The organism is Vibrio sp. J383, assembly GCF_023503985.1.
Taxonomy (GTDB): Bacteria; Pseudomonadota; Gammaproteobacteria; order Enterobacterales; family Vibrionaceae; genus Vibrio; species Vibrio splendidus.
Genome location: NZ_CP097293.1, coordinates 1,156,290 through 1,175,808, shown reverse-complemented (window position 1 = coordinate 1,175,808; position 19,519 = coordinate 1,156,290). Strand labels below are relative to the sequence as shown.

Here is a 19,519-nt window from a genome sequence, read left to right as displayed (position 1 = left end):
GACTAACCTTATTCATTCGTTAGCCACCCAATACATGTTTCAACATGTTGACACACATGTCATAGGGAACCGTTTCTTTCATTTTTTGCTGTAAGTACTCATCCAACCTCGGTTTCAAGGTGAAGGCACTATCAATGGCAGGATCAGTCCCCGGTTTGTAAGCGCCAATCGATACCAAATCTTGGTTTTTACGACAGATAGACAGTACTTGGCGCACCGCTTTCGACATCAATACATGTTCTTCGGTGGTGATTTGCGGCATAACACGACTGACGGATTTCTCAACATCAATCGCAGGATAATGTCCGGCATCGGCCATCTCACGCGATAAAACAATGTGACCATCAAGAATCGCTCGTGACGCATCGGCAATCGGGTCTTGTAAGTCATCACCTTCAGTTAAAACGGTAAAGAAAGCCGTGATAGAACCTTGTTCATCGTTGCCGTTACCCGCACGTTCCACCAGCGCAGGAAGCTTGGCGAAGACTGATGGCGGATAACCTTTGGTTGCTGGCGGCTCACCCACAGACAAAGCAATTTCACGCTGAGCCTGAGCAAAACGGGTCAATGAATCCATTAATAAAAGAACATCTAAACCTTGGTCGCGGAAGTACTCAGCTACAGCCAGTGCAGTTTGACAACCTTTCAATCGCATCAGTGGCGATGAATCCGCAGGAGCAGCGACCACCACAGATCGTTTGCGTCCATCTTCGCCAAGAATCTCTTCAATAAATTCTTTAACTTCTCGTCCACGCTCACCGATTAGACCTACCACCACCACTTGTGCGGTTGTGCCTCGAGTCATCATCCCGAGCGTGACCGACTTACCAACACCGGAACCAGCAAATAGACCAATACGCTGACCTTTGCCTACCGTCAGCAAACCGTTTATGGCCTTCAAGCCAACATCGAGCGGTTCAGAGATAGGTTTTCGAGCTAAAGGGTTGATTGGCTCAGCGTTAAATGAAGCGCGTTGTTCGGTATAGATTGGACCTAGCCCATCAAGTGGATTACCCACCCCGTCGATCACTCGGCCAAGCAATTCCATTCCAACAGGGATACCGCTTTCAGTGGTCACGGGGGTCACACGAGCGCCAGGTAATATCCCAGTGATTTGTTCACTCGGCATCAAAAATAAGTTATCGCCAGAGAAGCCGACGACTTCGGCCTCCATCTGACCAGACATGGTTTCTACTAAACACAGGCTGCCGATGGGTGCTTTACAACCGGTCGCTTCAAGCGTTAAGCCAACAACGCGTACTAACTTACCAGAGGCAATTGGTCGCGATTTTAGCCCTTCGACTTTGTATTGGCTAAGACGATTTGCTAATTCAAGCATTACTCATGACCCTGATGACGGTTTGCGCCACAGAAGTTTTGAATGACGTTTTTCACACGGTCTTCCATGCGGTAGTTAACGCTCGACTCACCCGCTTCGATTTGTACGTCACCACGGTTGAGTGCCGGCTCTGCAACTAACGTCCAATTGCGGCAATCCAATTCAGTTTCGCCATACGCAGAACGAATAATCGCGACGTCTTCGGGATTAAGCTTCAATGTGATCGCATGACCTGAGATCGGCAACGACTCGACCGACTCTTTGACGGTATCTAATATGATTTGTGGGTTGGTTTGCACTTCAACATGAACCACTTCTTTGACCATGGTCAGTACCATGTCCACCAATTGCTTCTCTACCTGAGCGTTCATCAGCTCTAACGGTTGAGCAAACTGGTTGGCTAGCCCCATAAAGATGGCAACTTGCTGCTGAATGTACTCTTGACCAGCAGTCACGCCTTCAAGCTTGCCGGCTTGGTTGCCTTCTTCGTGGCCTGCAGCAAACCCTTCTTCTTTACCTTTATCGTAACCCTGTTTAAAGCCAGCTTCTTGGCCTTGATGAAGCCCTTCCTGATAAGCACCTTGCTTAATCAGTTCGATTTGCTCTTCAGTCAGAACAAGCTCTTCGTCTTCAATGGCTTCTTCAACCGTCGGCATCCAACTAGGATCGTAATTAAAGGCCGTTTCTTTGGCTTGTTTATTCACATCAGAGGTGTAGTCAGGCAACCCCCATTTCTGAGGTTGGGCAACCGTATTATCTTCTTCAGGGCGAAGGAAGCCGCGTTTTCTATCACCTGACATATCAGTACCTATCTATGAATGCGTCCAGCTGCATTGTAAATTCAAGCCGTTGAACAGAGTTAATCTTGGGTTCGAGATTGGATAAAGAAAAGCCCCAACAGTGTGGGGCTCTTGAGGTTTCTGTATTAAAGGAACTCGTCGGCGCCACCAGACAGCATAATCTCGCCACTGTCTGCCATCTTCCTCGCAATACCCAATATCTCTTTTTGAGCCGCTTCCACGTCGGAGACTTTTACTGGCGGCATCGCCTCAATGTCGTCTCTCATCATATCGGCAGCACGTTTAGACATGTTCTTGAAGATCTTCTCACGTAGACCGTCATCAGCACCTTTAAGCGCTTTTTGTAGAACGTCTTGTGGAACATCACGCAGCAGTCGTTGAACACCTTGGTCATCAACTTCAATAAGGTTTTCAAAGACAAACATAAGATCTTGAATCTGCGTTGCCATATCTTCGTCTTGATCACGGATTTGATCCATCAAGACGCCTTCCACATTATTGTCCATGTAGTTCATGATCTCAGCCGCGGCTTTCAGGCCACCAATTTTGGCAGCTTGAGCACCCGCTTGACCCGCAAACTGTTTCTCCATGATTTCGTTCAATTCAGCAAGAGCCGAAGGTTGAACTTCTTCAAGGTTAGCGATACGCATCATCAGATCCAGACGAACTCTTTCTGGGAATTGAGACAGAATCTCAGCCGACTGATCAGAATCGAGGTACGACAACACAATGGTTTGAATCTGAGGGTGCTCGTTGATGATGATACTCGCCACCTGACGAGGATCCATCCACTTAAGTGAGTCCAAACCTTTCGAGCCAGTACCAAGAAGAATTTGATCAACAAGGTTATTCGCTTTGTCTTCACCCAAGGCAGCGACCAGCGCATTACGCATGAAGTCTTCACTGCCCATACCAATGTTGGTGTACTTCTGAATATCATCTAAGAAAGCACGGTGAACCGCTCCCACTTTTTCTTGGGATAGATCAGTCGCTCGCGCCATTGCACTACCCACACGCTGAACCTGCTTTGGCTCTAGGTGACGAATAATACCAGCAGCGTCTTCTTCATTTAAACTTAGCAACAAGATCGCAGCGCGTTCATCGCCTGAGATAGAACCGATATCCACGCCAGAGACATCAAGTACTTCACCACCTTCCGTTTGTTGTGGAACTATTTCGTTAGCCATCTACCATCCAATTCTTAACTACTTGAGCTGCTAGCTCTGGTTCATTCGCTACAAGAGCACGTACTGCTTTCAGCACATCTTCGTCTTTATGAAGGTTAGGTAAGTCGATGCTTGAACCAAATTCAAACAGCTCACCACCTTCAATATCACCACCAATTAAGCTGGTTTCGCCGTCGGCGCCAATTGGCATACCATCAGGGCCGTACATTTGATCATCATCGTCAGCTGCTGGGTTAAGCAGTTTCTTCATTGCAGGGCGAACAAGTACCAATACCACGACGATAATAACCAACGCGCTCGCAAACCAACGTACCCAATCATTGAAGTTTGGATGTTCCCAAATTGGTACATCAGCGACAACATCCGTCACTTGTGGTGCGAACTGCATGCTTAACACATTGAGTAAATCGCCACGATTTTCATCAAAGCCGACAGTACCAATCAGTACCTGACGAATCGCATTAATTTCACTGGCAGGGATTGGCGTATGAACAACTTCGCCCGTATCAGGGTTCAGTGATTGACGGTCTTTGATCGCTACCGATACCGTCTGACGGTTAACCGTGCCGCTCTGTTTACGTTCATGGCTGATGGTTGTGTCTAGCTCAAAGTTTCGGGTCGCTTCTTTGTGAACCGAGCCTTGCCCCGTCATCGCACCGTCTTTCATCTGAGCGACATCTTGAGGAATTGAAGCATCTGCAGGAGGCTGGTTACTCAAAGCACCAGGAATACCAGCCACAGTGTTACCGTTGTTGTAATCTTCTAACGTGTATTCACTTCGAGTCGCTGGCGTATTCGGATCAAAACGTTTTCTCGTTTGTTCCACAGCACTAAAATCAAGCTGAATATCAACCTGAGCGGTATAGTTACCAAACCCAAGAATAGGAATTAGGATAGAGTCAATTTTTTCACGCAGCGCTTGCTCTTGATTGCGCTCTAACTCATGTTCTTTACGACGCGCAGCTGACATCGGGTCTTGAGAACCTGAGTTCAACAGTCGGCCATGCTGATCGGTCACCGTGATACGTGAGGTTTTCATTCCCGGAACGGCACTTGCCACCATGTCGACAACAGAATCAACTTCTTGCTGCTTGAGGTTACTGCCAGTTTTCAGAGTCAGAAATACGGAAGCTGAGGCTTCTTGATTGTGACGAACAAAGACACTCTGCTTTGGCAAGGCTAATAAAACCTGAGCTTTACGTACCTGTTTCATCTGCTCAATGGCTTTCGCAAGCTGCCTTTCACGACTTAACTTAAGGCGCTCTTGCTCTAAACGTTGTGATACACCAAAACCCATGTCTTGCATGAGGATGTCATCACCGGCGTTTCGCTCTTGGTTCAAACCCGCTCGTACCATATTAAGCTTTAATGAGTTGTACTCACTAGCGGGTACCGAGATAGTGTTACCTTCAAGAGTGTATTCGATCTTTTGTAGATCCAAGTAATCAAGAACGGGAATCAACTCTTCTGTTTCATAAGCCCCTAATGGACGCATTTCTGGCTCTTTCACCCAGAAAAACAGCATCACAATCAGCGCTACACAGATAGAAATAGATAGGACTAAGACGACCTGACGAAGTAAATCGAGATCACCGACGGCCATATCGAACTTAGAGGAACTGCGTTCACCTAGATCGGGATTTTGCCCTTCTCCGTCAAGCTCCGAACCTGCAATGAGTGCATGGTCATTGCTGTCGCTTACGGTTAAATCTGTTGTTTGACTATTATCTGCCACTATTTAATTACCCAACTTATACCGGCATATTCATCAGCTCTTTGTACGATTCGACCAATCTATTTCTAATTTGGATCGTCGCCTCAAAAGCCACACTAGATTTATTACGAGCAATCATCACGTCCGATAGAGACACGCTTTGGTCGCCACTATCAAAACGAGCTTGAAGATCACCTGAGGTCTTTTGTAATGAGTTCACGTTATTAATGGCCTGCGTCAGCATGTTGCCAAAATCTGCACCGACCGCTTGCCCCGTTGCAGCAGGACGCGCGCTAGCAGCTTCAACCATCATTGCCTGCATTTCGCCTTGTAAACCATCTATTCTCATCTACTACCTCAGGAGTCAAAATTATGACTATCTATTTAGCTGTATTATTGACAGAGCAATTAGCGTGCCACACATTAAATTGACTAGATATCGTATTACACTAGTCAGAAAGCTGACACTACTAATCTATCCTCAGTTTGGGATATCTATTCCAGCATCGCGCATTTTCGCCAACTTATAACGCAATGTGCGAGGGCTAATGCCCAATTTTTCTGCCATTTCTTTACGTCGGCCATTACAAGCGATCAGCGTCTCAAGAATAATTGCATACTCTTGATCTCGAAGCTCATTTCCAAGCCCTTCGCTGGCAGCCGAGACTTTACCAATAGGGTTCGCTTCAGCAATCGGCTTAATATCTGGCGCGGCAACACTGTTGCCTTCAACAATTTGCTGTAGGCCACTTGCGTCTTGCCAATCGACACCTTCAAGTAAGATGTGCTCACCTGAAATATTTTCTTGCTCACTCAGAATTAGAGCGCGCTGCACGACATTATCCAGTTCACGCACATTACCCGGCCACGGATAATTGACGAGCTTACTGATGGCTTGCTCGGACAGAACAGGAACGGGCATACCAAGTTTGGTGCAATGGCGCTCAACCAAGTGCTTCGCAAGCGGCTCAATATCGCCTTTACGTTCACACAGTGCTGGCCAAGTAATTGGAAATACATTCAGGCGGTAGTATAAATCTTCACGGAAATTCCCTTCAGAAACATACTGCTTTAGATCGCGGTTACTGGTTGCCAAAACACGAACATCCAGTTTGATACTCTTACGGCTACCAAGACGTTCAACTTCGCGCTCTTGCAACACGCGCAGTAGTTTCGCTTGTAGGCTAAGATCCATTTCACTGATCTCATCCAACAAAATAGTACCGCCTTGAGCCTGCTCAAATTTACCAGGACAAGCTTGAATAGCACCAGTAAATGCGCCTTTATCGTAGCCAAACAGTGTTGCTTCCAACATGTTATCTGGAATCGCGGCACAGTTAATCGCAACAAACGGACCGTCTTTACGGCTCGAAGCGTTGTGAATATAGCGAGACATGACCTCTTTACCAGAGCCACTTGGCCCCAACACCATGACGTTAGCATCGGTTTTAGCCACCTTATCAGCCAACATCATTAGTTTGATGCTTTTCTCATCGGCAACGATGGCATCGCCATTATCATCCGATTTTACCGGAGCATAACGGCTCACCATATTAAGCAGCACTTCAGGCGCAAATGGCTTTGCCATATAGTCTATAGCGCCCTCTTTCATTGCGGCAACGGCGTCTTCAATGTTGGCATACGCTGTCATCAACAATACTGGTAGATTTGGCCAATGCTGCTTGATATTTCTTAGCAGTGCTAAGCCGCCCATACCTGCCATCTGCACATCAGAGACAACAATATCAACGGAGTTCGATTTCAATTTTACCAGAGCATCTTCCGCACAATCCGCTTCCAGCCATTCATAGCCAGCAAGCGCGAGAGTGTCGACAAGGGCTTCGCGTAGACCTTCATCATCTTCGACGATTAACACTTTGCTTTGAGCCATAGGATTCTCCAGTGTAAATTCAGTTAAAACTTATTAGTCTTCAGAAGAAGCGCTTCTTTCCAGCGGTAGACACATGGTAAAGCATGCGCCATCCCCTTCTTCTGATATCAATTCCAGTCGGCCTTCATGTGCTCGACAGACCATTTGTACAACGGCTAAACCTAGACCTGTACCTTGCGAACGAGTGGTAAAGAAGGGTTCCATAATTTTACCTTGAAGCTCTTTCGGTACGCCGGGGCCACTGTCTTGCACTGATATCTTAAGCTCGCCGTTTACAGGCCTAAAAAAAACATCAATCTGCGATTCTTTACCCGCAATTTGAGCCGCATTCAAAACTAGGTTGCTCAGAGCAGAAGCTATAGCATTAGCATTGCCAAACATCTGAGTCTCTTCGCCTTCCACTTCCTGGCAATAATCAATCTGGTTCGATTTTAATGCCGCTTCCACCATTGGGTGAAATTCAGTGATCAGTTCAGCAACGGTAAATGGCTTCACAACCTTATTGTCGCCTCCTTTAGCAAACAACAGCATGTCATTCACTTGCTTCTCTAAGTCATGGAGCCTATCCATAAGCTTAGATTGAAAGCGCGTTTTTGTTGCTGGCGGCAGGTTCGGCGCGGCAAGGTTTGATGCATATAACATCGCACTAGAAAGTGGCGTACGAACCTGGTGTGCCAACGAGGCTACCATTCTGCCTAACGACGACAAGCGCTGAAGATCACTCACGCGAGACTGTAGAAGACGAGTTTCTGTCAGGTCGGTAATCAAGATAAGTTGACCCGTGGTAGAAGCTGAAATAGCCAAACGAACCTTACGCCCATTCTTCAGTGAGATCTCATGTCCATCATCGTCTTTAGGATCAAAGGCACTTTGAATCACCGAAAACCACTTCTCGCCCACCAGTTCCACACCTAAAATTCGATGCGCTTCTGGGTTCGCTTCCCTTACTTCACCATGAGTATCTAACAAGATGACACCTGCTGGCATCACATCAAGCACTTGCTTATAGCGCTCAACCTGCTGTTCAACTGAATCTAGGTGTGACTGATTTTCTGATTCGTTAGATCCGTGCATGTCAAAAATTTGCCTCAAATACTAAAACAGCCTGACACGTAAAACACGCGTCAGGCTATTTGCTATATTTATCACATAGTTAAGCAAGCAACAACTCGACTATGCCCTCTCTATTCTCTCAACCAAAACGATGCTTTAACTCAACACCCGTCTTAATTTGATATCGCTGAACACGAATCTGAGCTCTATCGCTGTAGATTGTACTTCCGCATTTTTTCAACCAGAGTGGTTCTGCGCATTCCAAGCATGTCTGCAGCACGGGCAACAATGCCACCCTGCGCTTCCAAGGCTTGGTTAATCATGTTCACTTCCATATCCGCCAACAGCTCTTTCAAATTAACACCTTCTGGTGGTAACTCTTGAGGCGCATTCGCGTTATCGGCAAGATCATCTTGCTGGTCAAAGCTGAAATCTTCTGAGAACAAATCAGAAAGTGCATCACGTTCTTGCTCTTCTTCCGACACAAAGCGATTAAATTCAGGCTGGAACTCAGGGATATCACTGTATCTATATTTAGTGGGTAGATGATTCACATCAACCAAGCTATTCGGATACAGGATAACCATTCGCTCAACGAGGTTCGCTAGCTCACGAACGTTACCTGGCCAGTAGTGCTCCATCAAAGAATTGATAGCACGTGCCGTGAAGCAGATAGGCATACTGCCTTCCGCTTCCATTCGAGTCATTAGCTCTTGAAGCAACAGTGGAATATCTTCTTTACGATCTTGAAGCGCCGGCATTTCAATCGGGAATACATTCAAGCGGTAATAAAGGTCTTCACGGAACGAGTCATCGTCGATCATGTCTTCAAGATTGCGGTGTGTTGCTGCAATCACACGAACGTCAGCTTTAATGGTGCTGTTGCCACCTACGCGTTCAAAACAGCGCTCTTGCAGTACACGCAACAACTTAACTTGCATTGCCATTGGCATATCGCCAATTTCATCAAGAAACAGTGTGCCACCTTCAGCCAATTCAAAGCGACCTTTTCGTGCGGTAATCGCACCAGTAAATGCGCCCTTCTCATGACCAAACAACTCACTTTCGAGTAAGTCTGGTGGAATAGCACCACAATTCACAGGCACAAAAGGCCCAGAACGGCGCTTAGAGTGATAGTGAATATTACGCGCTACGACTTCTTTACCGGTACCAGATTCACCAAGAATCAGCACGTTCGCTTCCGTAGAAGAGACTTGTTCAATTAAGTGACGTACTTCTTGAATGCCAGCACTTTGCCCTACTAGGCTGCGAAACAGTGTGTTCTTGCGTGCCGAAGACACCACTTGAACGCCCTTGCGGCCTAAGAAATCTTTACAGTGCCTTAATGCATCACTTAATTGCGGGTAGTTAAGAGGAAGTTCAAGCTCGCCAACATAGTTAGTTAGCTCGTCAACCGGGTGATTGTTTTTACCAATCACCAGTAAAGGGATGTGATTGGCGTGAACAAGCTTTTCATTCAGTAATGCGTTGAAGCCTTTACCTTTAATGGTACCAATAATGCAGCCGGCCCACTGTAGTGACCAGTCAACTTTACGTGCTTGTTCAGAGCTGATTACTTCGCAGCTCTCTCCTACAAACTCTAATATTGTGCTTAAATTGTGACGATCTTGAGCGCTATCGTCGACGACAAGCAGTTTTGCCAAACCTTGCATAAGTAGGAATTATTGCCTTTATTTTGGTGCGATGCAGAAAAACGGTGAGCGACGTAATCGATAAAACAGAGAAAAGTATCAATGATTATGGTCTACGTGGACAAATTTAGGAAATCAGCAACGAAAAAAGCCATTAGGCTATCTAATGGCTTCTATTTTATTTGATTAAAAAAATAAGGCAACCAACCAATTAAGGGATATGAGATTGGTTAAAACTGCAGTTTTTCTTTAAATACCTACGTCAGCAGACGTCAAGTTGTGATATTCGTTCGGAATTTGGTCCCAAGCGCTCTTAATTTCGCGGATAATATCGATAACATCATCAATAGGCTGTGGGTCATTTTTGTGATTTGCCGCAGAAATTTGCGTGATCATGAACTCATAAAGTTGATCTAGGTTTTTCGCAATATCGCCACCATCGTCCATAGACAGGCAACTACGTAGGCTAATAATGATATCCAGAGCCTTACCAAGTCGCTCGCCTTTCACTGGGATGTTGCCCGCTTGCATTGCCGCTTTACCTTGAATCAAGCGCTCGATAGCACCTGCCATTAGCATTTGTACAATCTTATGCGGTGAGGCAGCTGTTAGCTGACTATCCACTGATACCTTTTTATATGCCTGTAAAGAACCGCGCATAGTAAACCTCTTTTATAAAAACTTTTTGTATTGTTGAACTGATTTAGCGCCGTGACGGTACTTGTGTAGGGTCTTACCTACTCGACTCGTCTCAGACTGCATCAATTCGACTAATTTTCTGGTTCTGGTAATGGCTTCAAACCATTCAGAACTTTGCTTAACGTCGGGGTGTGAGTCGATTATTTGAAGCACGTTTTGCAATAACTGTTCTCTGTTATCGACAAGCCGCGTTATTTCTTCAGCATTAATTTCACTAAATTCAAGCTTAGAGATAATTAATTGATCTAGTTCACAAAGCTCTTGCAGCTGACTGTTCATCTATTAGCCCAACGCATTCATCATACTGCCCAGCTGGGATTGCATCTTGCTAGTCGCATCTTGCATGGCAGTAAACTTAGAATGTGTACGGTTTTCTAGGCTGTCCATGCGTCGATCGAGTGCGCTTTGGTCATCAACCAAGCGGTAGTTTTGCTCGACTAAGCTCTTTTCTCTAGTACGAATCGAACCTGTGATACCAGTGATACCTTGAATCGCATCTTCCACTTTTTTGGCGAAACCGTTGTTGCCGCCAAAGAACTCACCCAACTTATCGAAGTTATTATTAAGTTGACGATCAAGCATGTCGTAGTTAATTTCTAGCGAGCCTTGCCTTGTGGTCGTGATACCAAATTCAGTCAATGACTTGAGATTAGCAGGCGCGCCTTCAATACTTGATGAGAACACCCCTTTCAATCGCGAGTCGGCATTACGTACAGTACTGTCGCCAGAAAGCGGCCCTTTTTGGCCAGTCGTTGGATCAACACCCGCCAAGTTCTTAGATACTTGATAAAACTGATTGTAAGAGTTAACGAAAGATTCAATGTCTTGGCGCACACTATTACGGTCGTACTCAACACCGATTTCGGCCGGTGGCTTATCTTTTGGCGTTTTGCCTTTCACCGTAATATCGATACCTTCTACGGCATCTTCAATCACATTGTTATTACTCGAAAGCTGTGCAACACCGTCTAGAACGACCATTGAATCTTGCCCCGCCTGAACTTCAGCCATACCGCTGTAGGTATCAAAAGACTGTTGTGCCTGTTCGAGGTCAGCTTGCACTTTATCGACTTTCTCTAAAAGCTCACGCTCTTCGGGTTCTAATTTCGCACGCTCAATTTTTTTGGCTTGTTCCGCGGTCAATTCGCCTTTTTGAACTTTCTCAGCCAAATCGGCTTTTTCTTGTGAAATTTTATCTTCGATTCGCGCTTGTTCAGCTTCCAGCTTTTGCTGAGCTTCTTTCGGCGTCACGTAGGAATCGGTCAGAGTACCCGAGGCAGCATTTGACCACCCCGGCACGTCAGGCGCCTTCTCTATCGCTTTTTCATCAAGCTCAAGTTCTGGTGTGTAGTAAGAATCTAAAAGAGTTCCTGAGGCTGTCTCAGTCCAACCTGGGATATTGTCTTCGGGCATCACAGACTTTGACGCCTGAGCTGCGTCTAGGGCAGCTTGACCATCTGCTGCAGCTTGCTCGCCGTAGCTAAGACTTTGAGAGTCTCCGTCAACATCTGAGGCAGAATCGGTTTGGGTTGCTGGGGTAACATTTCCGTCTTCATCGAGTTTTTCACTCGCATTTAGGTCATCGTTAGCGATCGCTTCATCGATGAGTTCAACGGCTTTTCCTGCAGGGGTTAGAGCAAGAACATCTTGAGCAGCAAGGCGCGCTTTCTCAAGCGCCTTCACACGCTCTTCTAGAGTTTTGTATTCGAGTTTTTTTAGAGGGTTAGCAGCATCAGACTCTACATTAATGCTGATCTGCTGATCTGAACCAGACTGGTTCGAGGCGACAATAAGTCGTGGGCCTTCGACATCATTAATAATAGATGCACGAACGCCTGGATTGCTATCTGCGCCGTTTATACTGCGAACGACATCGATAAGTTTCGATCTGTCGCCAACTTGCACATCAAAGCTGTCATCACCAAGCGAAACCTGCAGCTTACCTGGGCCAAATTTCATGTCCTCTGACAGTACATCAGAAGCCACTTTATGACTCTGGGCAAGCTGCAACACATCGATGGCATATTTGCCAGCGATCGCTTCGGTAGTCGCGGTTGCAGAGACAAGACCTTCATCGGTACTTTCAACTGTTCGCACAGCAAAAGCTTTTTCCTGACGAAAGTTTGTCATCAGGTTTTTCATCGAATCAAGGGATTCTCTGAGTCTTCCATAGGCACTAATGCTGGTATCGATTCGCGTTCGTTCATTATCAATTCGTTGCTGTTTAGGTACACGCTCCGAATCAACAATTTTGCTGACCATGGAATTGATATCCATGCCAGACGAAATCCCCATTGGGCCAAAACTCATTAAACCACCTCAATAATACGACTTAAACCTTCACCTCAAATATTCTACTATTTGAATTTTGGGCTGCTAGGCGTCTTAGAATTTCAAGCATTTCTTCGTCAGGGATCTGGCGAATAATATCACCGGTTGTGGTCTCATAAATGGTAACCACATCTCTCCCCGACTCTTCATCGACTTTAAAGGCAACACCCTTGTTGAGAGAGGAGATAAACTCGTTTACCTTCTCTACCATCTTGACTCGCTCTTCATCGTTTAACTCTTGTCGATGTTGAGCTAATTGAATCGCCGCTTCGGTAGCTTGCTCTTTCGATTTTTCTACCTTGCCATAAGATGTTGCTTCTTTCAGTCGTGAAGTGCTCGACGCACTACTACCTTCATCGCTTGCAAATTTAATGCCATTAGGTGAGCCATAAGGCTGGATGTTCGATGCGTTGGATGGTATTTCCATAACAGTCTCCCTCCCTCCTTTGTGAGCCATACAGTAAAACTCTACCCAGAGTAGAGTTTACCGCTACTTACCGAGGTAAGTTTAGCCCAATAAGCTTAGAGCTGCTGATGGTGATTGTTTTGCTTGAGCTAGGATAGAAGTACTCGCCTGTTGTAGGATTTGAGACTTCGTCATTGCTGTCGTTTCTTTCGCGTAATCGGTATCTTTGATACGGCTCTTAGACGCATTAACGTTTTCGTTGATGTTATCTAAGTTGCTGATTGCGTGGTCAAAACGGTTTTGGAAAGCACCAAGAGAAGCACGGTTACTATCTACAGATTTTAGTGCGCCATCAATGATAGATACCGCTTCGTTCGCGCCAGCAACCGAAGTTACGTCAATGTCGTTAACAGTAACGTCTTTAGCTGCACCAATACCAAGTTCACCAGCAAGGCTGCCGCCGAACTCAACATCACCTTCAACTTTTTGGCTTGAAGCGAAAAGTTGCAGTTTGCCGCCTTCACCAACTGACGCTTTAACGTCTTGGCTCTGACCATTGATGTAAGTTGCTAGTTCTTCCATATCGTTGCCTTCCTTCGCAGAAATAGACAACTCTTGTGCTTCACCAAACTTATCGTTGTATTTGATAGTCAGATCAGAACCTGCAGCTACACGCCAAGAAGCATCTTTGCCTTCTGTAACGCCGTAGCTCTTGCCACCCATGTCTTGAGTGTCAGTACGCATGTTATTCATAGTCAGCATTACTGCTTCACCAGAATCTGCACCGATTTGGAAAGATTGGCTGCCGTAAGTACCGTTAAGAAGCTTGTTACCACCAAAAGAGGTCGTTTCAGCAATACGGTTAAGCTCTGTGTTTAGAGCAGAGACTTCTTCTTGGATCGCAACACGTTCAGATTTGCTGTTTGAACCATTTGAAGATTGAAGAGAAAGGTCACGCATACGTTGCAGAATGTTAGTTGACTCATTCATTGCACCTTCAGCTGTCTGTGCAATAGAGATACCATCATTCGCGTTTTTCACAGCCATATCTAGGCCACGGCTTTGCGACGTTAAGCGGTTAGAGATTTGTAGGCCTGCAGCATCATCTTTTGCGCTATTGATTTTATAGCCAGAAGACAAACGCTCCATTGATTTTTGAGTACCTTCAGCCGCGCTATTTAGGTAGCGCTGAGCCGTCATTGCAGACACATTAGTGCTTACATTAATCGCCATAGTTGATCTCCTTTAGGCATTTTTTAATGTACTTATGTGACTCTCACCTCACACAAATACATGTCAATTTTGTTTATGCACCAGTGTCTCTCTCACCTTACATTGGTACATATCATTTCTCTCAATCCCTTTAACGGCCCCTTAATTAGAAGCTTTAATAAAAAATGTGCTTTTTTTCATATTCTTTTCAACAACAAAGAAAAGTGTGATCGGGATTCAATTAATAGAGCGACATTCGCTAAAGTTTCCATTCAGCTCGGATTAATGGGCGTGGTGTTGAATATAAAAACCAAAAAAGATCCCTGATATCTCGTTCTACTCGATTCTGGGATGACGAAAGACTGCTTCGATGTAGTAAGCGAGGAAATCATCATTTCCCAATTCCCGTCATTCCCTACAGTGAGGAACGAACGTGATAGGGAATCTCGCTTTTGCTTCTATTAACCAACATTACACTTTTCCAAATACACCTTCGCCAAATTGCAGGCAATAAAAAACCCAGCCGAAGCTGGGTCTGTTTAGCGCTCATCTCTCACCACGAGCTAATTTGTGGAAGCCTAACGTTAACGTTTATGATCAACAACGCTTATGATCAACAGCGCTTATAACCAACGTGGCAACGTGGCTTTTTAATCGATTAACCTAGTAGGCTAAGTGCCGAGTTAGGCGCTTGCTTCGCTTGAGCAAGGATCGAGCTTGAAGCTTGAGAAAGGATCTGAGACTTAGTCATCTGAGTCGTTTCTTTCGCGAAATCGGTATCTTTAATACGGCTCTTAGATGCGTTAACGTTCTCGTTAATGTTGTCTAAGTTGCTGATAGCGTGGTCGAAACGGTTTTGGAAAGCACCTAGCTCAGCACGGTGGCTATCTACATACTTAAGTGCCGCATCGATAACTGCAACAGACTCTTGTGCGCCGCCAACTGATGTTACGTCGATAGTATCAACCGTTACATCTTTGCCAGGTTGCATGCCTAGTTCACCAGCAAGGCTGCCAGAGAATGCCACTTCGCCTTCAACTTTATTGTTGCCAGTAAACATTTGCAGCTTACCGTCTTCAGTTACAGACGCTTTAACAGAGTCTTGTTGACCGTTGATGTAAGTTGCTAGCTCTTCGATGTCGTCGCCCGCTTTCGCAGACACATCGATTTCTTGTGCTTGGCCGAAGTTATCAGTGAACGACATTTTTAGGTCGTTTGCGCCAGCTTGAACGTTCCAGTCTTTGTCTTTCGCGTTCTCAGTTTGGTAGCTCTTACCACCCATCTGAGCGTTATCAGAGCGCATGTCTTTCAGTTGAAGCATTACCGCTTCACCGTTATCCGCACCGATTTGGAATGATTTAGTACCGTGAGTACCGTTAAGCAGCTTGTTGCCACCAAAAGACGTGGTTTCCGCGATACGGTTTAGTTCGTCATTCAGTGCTGTTACTTCTTCTTGAATCGCTACACGCTCAGATTTTGAGTTTGAGCCGTTTGAAGATTGTAGAGACAAATCACGCATACGTTGCAGGATGTTGGTTGTCTCGTTCATTGCACCTTCAGCAGTTTGTGCAATAGAGATACCGTCGTTCGCGTTACGAACAGCAACATCAAGGCCGCGGCTCTGAACGTTCAAACGGTTAGAGATTTGTAGGCCCGCAGCGTCATCTTTCGCGCTGTTGATTTTAGAACCTGAAGCTAGGCGCTCCATTGATGTTTGTTGTGCGCTGTTTGCGTTGTTTAGGTAACGTTGCGCAGTCATCGCTGAAACGTTTGTATTTACATTCACTGCCATGGTGATTTCTCCAATTGATTTTCCGGTATAGCGGTTTCCGACGTCTCGGAAAACCAAGTAGTTCTCTCAAAGTTACATTTAATAACGGCTCAAAATCCCGAAGCTTTAGAAAAACTTTTAAAAAACCACAAATAAAATATTAAATTTTTACTTATCAGTAAGTTAAATCTCACACTTTTCTAAAAAGGCGATAGAGTTTAATCGGGTATAAATCTTAATTTGTTCAAAAAACACGCTAACTACCGTTCAAAATGGTCAACGCTCAGAAATGATCAATCACCAAAGATCATTGATGGGCATAAAGATTGTGCAATTCATTTAGCCAAGCAGAACACTTGTAACGAAGAAAATGGGTTGAATGGAAACTTAAAGATCAGAATTCTAAAGTTAGAAACCAGTGGGAAACGCAAAAGACAGGAAAACAAAAAAGCAGAAGATAGAAAACAGAGAGATAAAGAGCAGAAAGGAAAAAGCCCCTTTTCCTTTGAGAGAACCGGGGCTAGTTGGCAGGTCAGAGCCTGTGTGGAGATCATCGAGAAATGAACACATTTCTGACTCGCCGTTGCATTCTTACCGTAAAAATGAATAGCAGGTGAGAGATGAGAGAGCTAAACACTCATAGTAAGTATGCTTGCCAGTTTCCCTTGCTGCATGGCTCACGTCTGAACACGAGCAGCAAGTTCAACCAATAACTATTGCAATAGTGTCATTGCAGAGTTAGGCAACTGTTTTGCTTGAGCAAGTATCGAAGTACCTGCTTGTTGCAGAATTTGTGATTTGGTCATTTGCGTCGTCTCTTTCGCAAAGTCCGTATCTTTGATTCGGCTGTTAGAAGCGTCTACGTTCTCTTGAACGTTTGCCAAGTTATTAATACTGTGGCTTAGACGGTTCTGTTTAGCACCCAAATCAGCACGCTGTGAATCTACGTACTTCATTGCAGAATCAATTACGCTGATTGCGTTTTGTGAACCTGCAACGCTAGTCAGGCTGATATCTTGAACCGATGTTGCACGGCCTTCACTCTTAATACCTAGCTCAGATGCTAGGCCACCAGAGATCGACATTGCACCTTCAAGGTCAGGTTCAGCAACAAATAGTTGAATGCGACCATCATCGGTAACCGATGCGTTCACAAGATCAGATTGACCATTAATGTAAGTAGCAAGCTCTTCAATATCATCACCCGCTTTGGTGTTGATATCTAAAACGATGTCTTCACCCGCTTTGGTTCTGAATTCAAACTTAAGGTCGCTCGCGGTTGGCGGCACTTCCCAGCTTTTATCTTTACCATTTTCAGAATCGAACGTAGTACCGCCCATACGGAAATCATCAGCACGAACACTAGTGAGTCCCATAATCATTGCTTCACCAGAGCTAGAACCTATCTGGAAAGATGCTTCACCAAATGAACCATTCAACAGACGACGGCCACCAAACGAGGTCGTTTCCGCGATACGGTTTAGCTCATCTTGAAGTGCCGAAGACTCTTCATTAAGCGCGGTACGTTCCGCTGCCGAGTTCGTACCGTTTGATGATTGAATCGCCAGATCACGCATACGTTGTAGCACGTTGGTTGATTCGTTCATCGCACCTTCAGCGGTTTGTGCAATTGAAATACCATCATTGGCATTACGCATTGCCACATCTAAACCACGTGATTGCGCCGTTAAACGGTTAGAGATTTGCAGACCAGCTGCATCATCTTTCGCGCTGTTGATTTTATGCCCTGACGACAAACGCTCCATAGAGGTCGCTAAATCATTAGACGCTTTATTCAGGTAACGCTGTGCTGTCATAGCAGAAACGTTAGTGCTTACATTAATAGCCATTTTGCTCTCCTTATGAGTTCGCAAACTTTCTGCGAAGCGGCCAGCTTTACTCTCATATGGATAAGCACTGACCGTGTATTACTCGCTAAACCCTATGCAGGGTTTAAGATCTGTATAAATCATTTAATGACCAATACAGATACAAGTTATATGCCAAGTTTAATACTGTTTCGATTAATTTTTAATATATATAAAATCAATCACTTAAATTAAAACTTAACTCGATTTGGTTTAACTAGCTTGGGGAACAAAAAGTACCTTCGTTGACCCATTGCCGCTTTTTGCCGCTATTTTCAGACAGATGACATCTTGTATAAAAAACCGGCAAAGGTTGAAGTGATTCGCTCATACGGCATAGCACATACGGCAAAGAATCTAACTTCAATGGTGAGTGTTAGTTCACCACTAAATATCGATTGATCATTAAATATAGTTAAACAAGGTCAGGTCTTTGGTTTTACCAAACGCTTGTTGAGAAGCTTGCAATGCTCGAGAGTTTTCATTGAACTCAATGATGGCTTTCGAGTAGTCCAAATCTTCAAAGTTGCTTTTCGCTTTGGCTAAAGACAACTTAAAATCTTCATGCTGTTGCTCTTGAATATCCAGCGTACTTAAACGCGCACCAACATCAGTTCTCGCCTTGGTCAAATGGATAAACGCGGCGTGGAACTCTTCGGTTACTTGGTGCAATTTCGCTGTTGCTGATGCATCCGATACCGGGTTTTCAGCCTGCTCAGCAGCTTCTTTGAACGTATCAAAGATAGAGAAAGTCTCTCGCGGTTCTAAGGTGATCGAATCACCTTTAGTGATTTGGCCTTTGATTTGGATATTCAGCCCTTCATAGACAATGCCAGTCGAAGGATCAAAGTCTTCTGCGGCCACCACTGCGCCATCTTTTTCAAGTTGATAAGCATAATTTCCTGTCTGCATATCAACGAACGTCACTTTATACGTTGACCCATCTTCAGCTGAGTTCGTCGCACGTTCCAAAAGTAATTCAGAAGCGGGTTCGAGTTCGTACTGCGGTTCGTAATCACCAAACGGGTTATCTATTTCCATAAATAACTTACTGCCTGGATCATTCATCGCCATCTCGAAGCTACTCGCTACACGCATCTTTCGCTGATAGTCATCGCCCTGATAGCTGACGTTACCTTGGTTATCTCTAAAGAAGGGTTGATTCTTCGGCTTAGTACCCGCAAACGTGTAGTTACCCGACTCATCTTGAGAGTTAGCTAGATGCAGGAAATTATTTGATAGCTCTTGGATCTCGCGTTTCTTCGCTAAACGGTCCTCTGGAGAAAGCGCACCGTTAATCATTTCCATCACGGTTCGTTTTGCTTCATCAGCAAAGCCTTCGGTGTTGGAGACCAATACCTCATGATGCTCTAATCGATTACGAACCAAGACGATTGCGTCACTATATTGCTTAAGCTGCTCTGATTGCTGACCAATATTTTGTAAATAGTGGGTCGCAAGAGGATCATCACTTGGCGACTGCAACTTCTTACCGGAAGCAAGTTGTGCTTGGTTGTGATGTATCTTGTTCTCTTGACGGCGCAAGTCATTCTGAACAGATTGGTAATTGTGGAAGCTAGAAATACGATTCAACAT

At 45.1% G+C, this 19,519-nt stretch carries 17 protein-coding genes; 1 reads left to right on the top strand and 16 read right to left on the bottom strand.

Annotated elements, in window-relative coordinates; genetic code table 11:
- Positions 1-19 precede the first annotated feature (19 nt).
- From fliI to M4S28_RS05285, 14 genes are all read right to left on the bottom strand, one after another.
- Positions 20-1,339, bottom strand: coding sequence for a flagellar protein export ATPase FliI (gene fliI / locus M4S28_RS05350; RefSeq protein WP_010439337.1), 1,320 nt, complete (start codon positions 1,337-1,339; stop codon positions 20-22).
- On the bottom strand, positions 1,339-2,139 hold the full coding sequence (gene fliH / locus M4S28_RS05345) for a flagellar assembly protein FliH (RefSeq protein ID WP_017090977.1): 801 nt from the start codon (positions 2,137-2,139) through the stop codon (positions 1,339-1,341). Before fliH ends, fliI begins: the two co-directional genes overlap by 1 nt.
- Before the next feature lie 125 nt (positions 2,140-2,264).
- Positions 2,265-3,326: a flagellar motor switch protein FliG gene (gene fliG / locus M4S28_RS05340; protein WP_017076820.1), complete on the bottom strand. Its 1,062-nt coding sequence runs from the start codon at positions 3,324-3,326 to the stop codon at positions 2,265-2,267.
- The gene (fliF, locus tag M4S28_RS05335; protein WP_017076821.1) at positions 3,319-5,061 is read right to left on the bottom strand and encodes a flagellar basal-body MS-ring/collar protein FliF; all 1,743 of its coding nucleotides are present in this window, start codon (positions 5,059-5,061) and stop codon (positions 3,319-3,321) included. Before fliF ends, fliG begins: the two co-directional genes overlap by 8 nt.
- Before the next feature lie 16 nt (positions 5,062-5,077).
- Complete coding sequence (fliE, locus tag M4S28_RS05330) at positions 5,078-5,389, bottom strand: flagellar hook-basal body complex protein FliE (protein WP_004736198.1); 312 nt, start codon at positions 5,387-5,389, stop codon at positions 5,078-5,080.
- A 132-nt stretch (positions 5,390-5,521) separates the two neighbouring features.
- Positions 5,522-6,931, bottom strand: coding sequence for a sigma-54-dependent transcriptional regulator (locus M4S28_RS05325; RefSeq protein ID WP_017084514.1), 1,410 nt, complete (start codon positions 6,929-6,931; stop codon positions 5,522-5,524).
- A gap of 33 nt (positions 6,932-6,964) precedes the next feature.
- Entirely contained in the window at positions 6,965-8,005 is a 1,041-nt protein-coding gene (locus M4S28_RS05320) for a sensor histidine kinase (RefSeq protein WP_017095937.1), read from the bottom strand.
- 185 nt (positions 8,006-8,190) lie between these two features.
- Entirely contained in the window at positions 8,191-9,657 is a 1,467-nt protein-coding gene (locus tag M4S28_RS05315) for a sigma-54 dependent transcriptional regulator (protein ID WP_004736195.1), read from the bottom strand.
- Between the two features lie 228 nt (positions 9,658-9,885).
- Positions 9,886-10,296, bottom strand: a complete 411-nt coding sequence (gene fliS / locus M4S28_RS05310; protein ID WP_004736194.1) for a flagellar export chaperone FliS — start codon at positions 10,294-10,296, stop codon at positions 9,886-9,888.
- A gap of 12 nt (positions 10,297-10,308) precedes the next feature.
- Positions 10,309-10,614, bottom strand: a complete 306-nt coding sequence (gene fliT / locus M4S28_RS05305) for a flagellar protein FliT (protein ID WP_004736193.1) — start codon at positions 10,612-10,614, stop codon at positions 10,309-10,311.
- Between the two features lie 3 nt (positions 10,615-10,617).
- Positions 10,618-12,645 (bottom strand): flagellar filament capping protein FliD, encoded by a 2,028-nt coding sequence (fliD, locus tag M4S28_RS05300; RefSeq protein ID WP_249632427.1) that lies wholly within the window; start codon positions 12,643-12,645, stop codon positions 10,618-10,620.
- A gap of 22 nt (positions 12,646-12,667) precedes the next feature.
- Positions 12,668-13,093 carry a flagellar protein FlaG gene (gene flaG / locus M4S28_RS05295; RefSeq protein WP_004736191.1) on the bottom strand — a complete coding sequence of 142 codons (426 nt, stop codon included), beginning with the start codon at positions 13,091-13,093 and terminating at the stop codon, positions 12,668-12,670.
- Between the two features lie 81 nt (positions 13,094-13,174).
- Positions 13,175-14,305: a flagellin gene (locus tag M4S28_RS05290; protein WP_004736190.1), complete on the bottom strand. Its 1,131-nt coding sequence runs from the start codon at positions 14,303-14,305 to the stop codon at positions 13,175-13,177.
- A gap of 637 nt (positions 14,306-14,942) precedes the next feature.
- On the bottom strand, positions 14,943-16,076 hold the full coding sequence (locus M4S28_RS05285; RefSeq protein ID WP_004736189.1) for a flagellin: 1,134 nt from the start codon (positions 16,074-16,076) through the stop codon (positions 14,943-14,945).
- A 219-nt stretch (positions 16,077-16,295) separates the two neighbouring features.
- Between M4S28_RS05285 and M4S28_RS05280 the strand changes: the two genes are divergently transcribed.
- A complete protein-coding gene (locus tag M4S28_RS05280) occupies positions 16,296-16,619 on the top strand; it encodes a hypothetical protein (protein ID WP_198594848.1) in 324 nt (107 codons plus the stop codon).
- Positions 16,620-16,768: 149 nt separating this feature from the next.
- On the opposite strand, the gene M4S28_RS05275 is transcribed toward M4S28_RS05280, so the two are convergent.
- Together M4S28_RS05275 and flgL are read right to left on the bottom strand one after the other, a co-directional pair.
- Positions 16,769-17,905: a flagellin gene (locus M4S28_RS05275; protein WP_017076826.1), complete on the bottom strand. Its 1,137-nt coding sequence runs from the start codon at positions 17,903-17,905 to the stop codon at positions 16,769-16,771.
- 423 nt (positions 17,906-18,328) lie between these two features.
- Positions 18,329-19,519, bottom strand: a complete 1,191-nt coding sequence (gene flgL, locus M4S28_RS05270; protein ID WP_004736186.1) for a flagellar hook-associated protein FlgL — start codon at positions 19,517-19,519, stop codon at positions 18,329-18,331.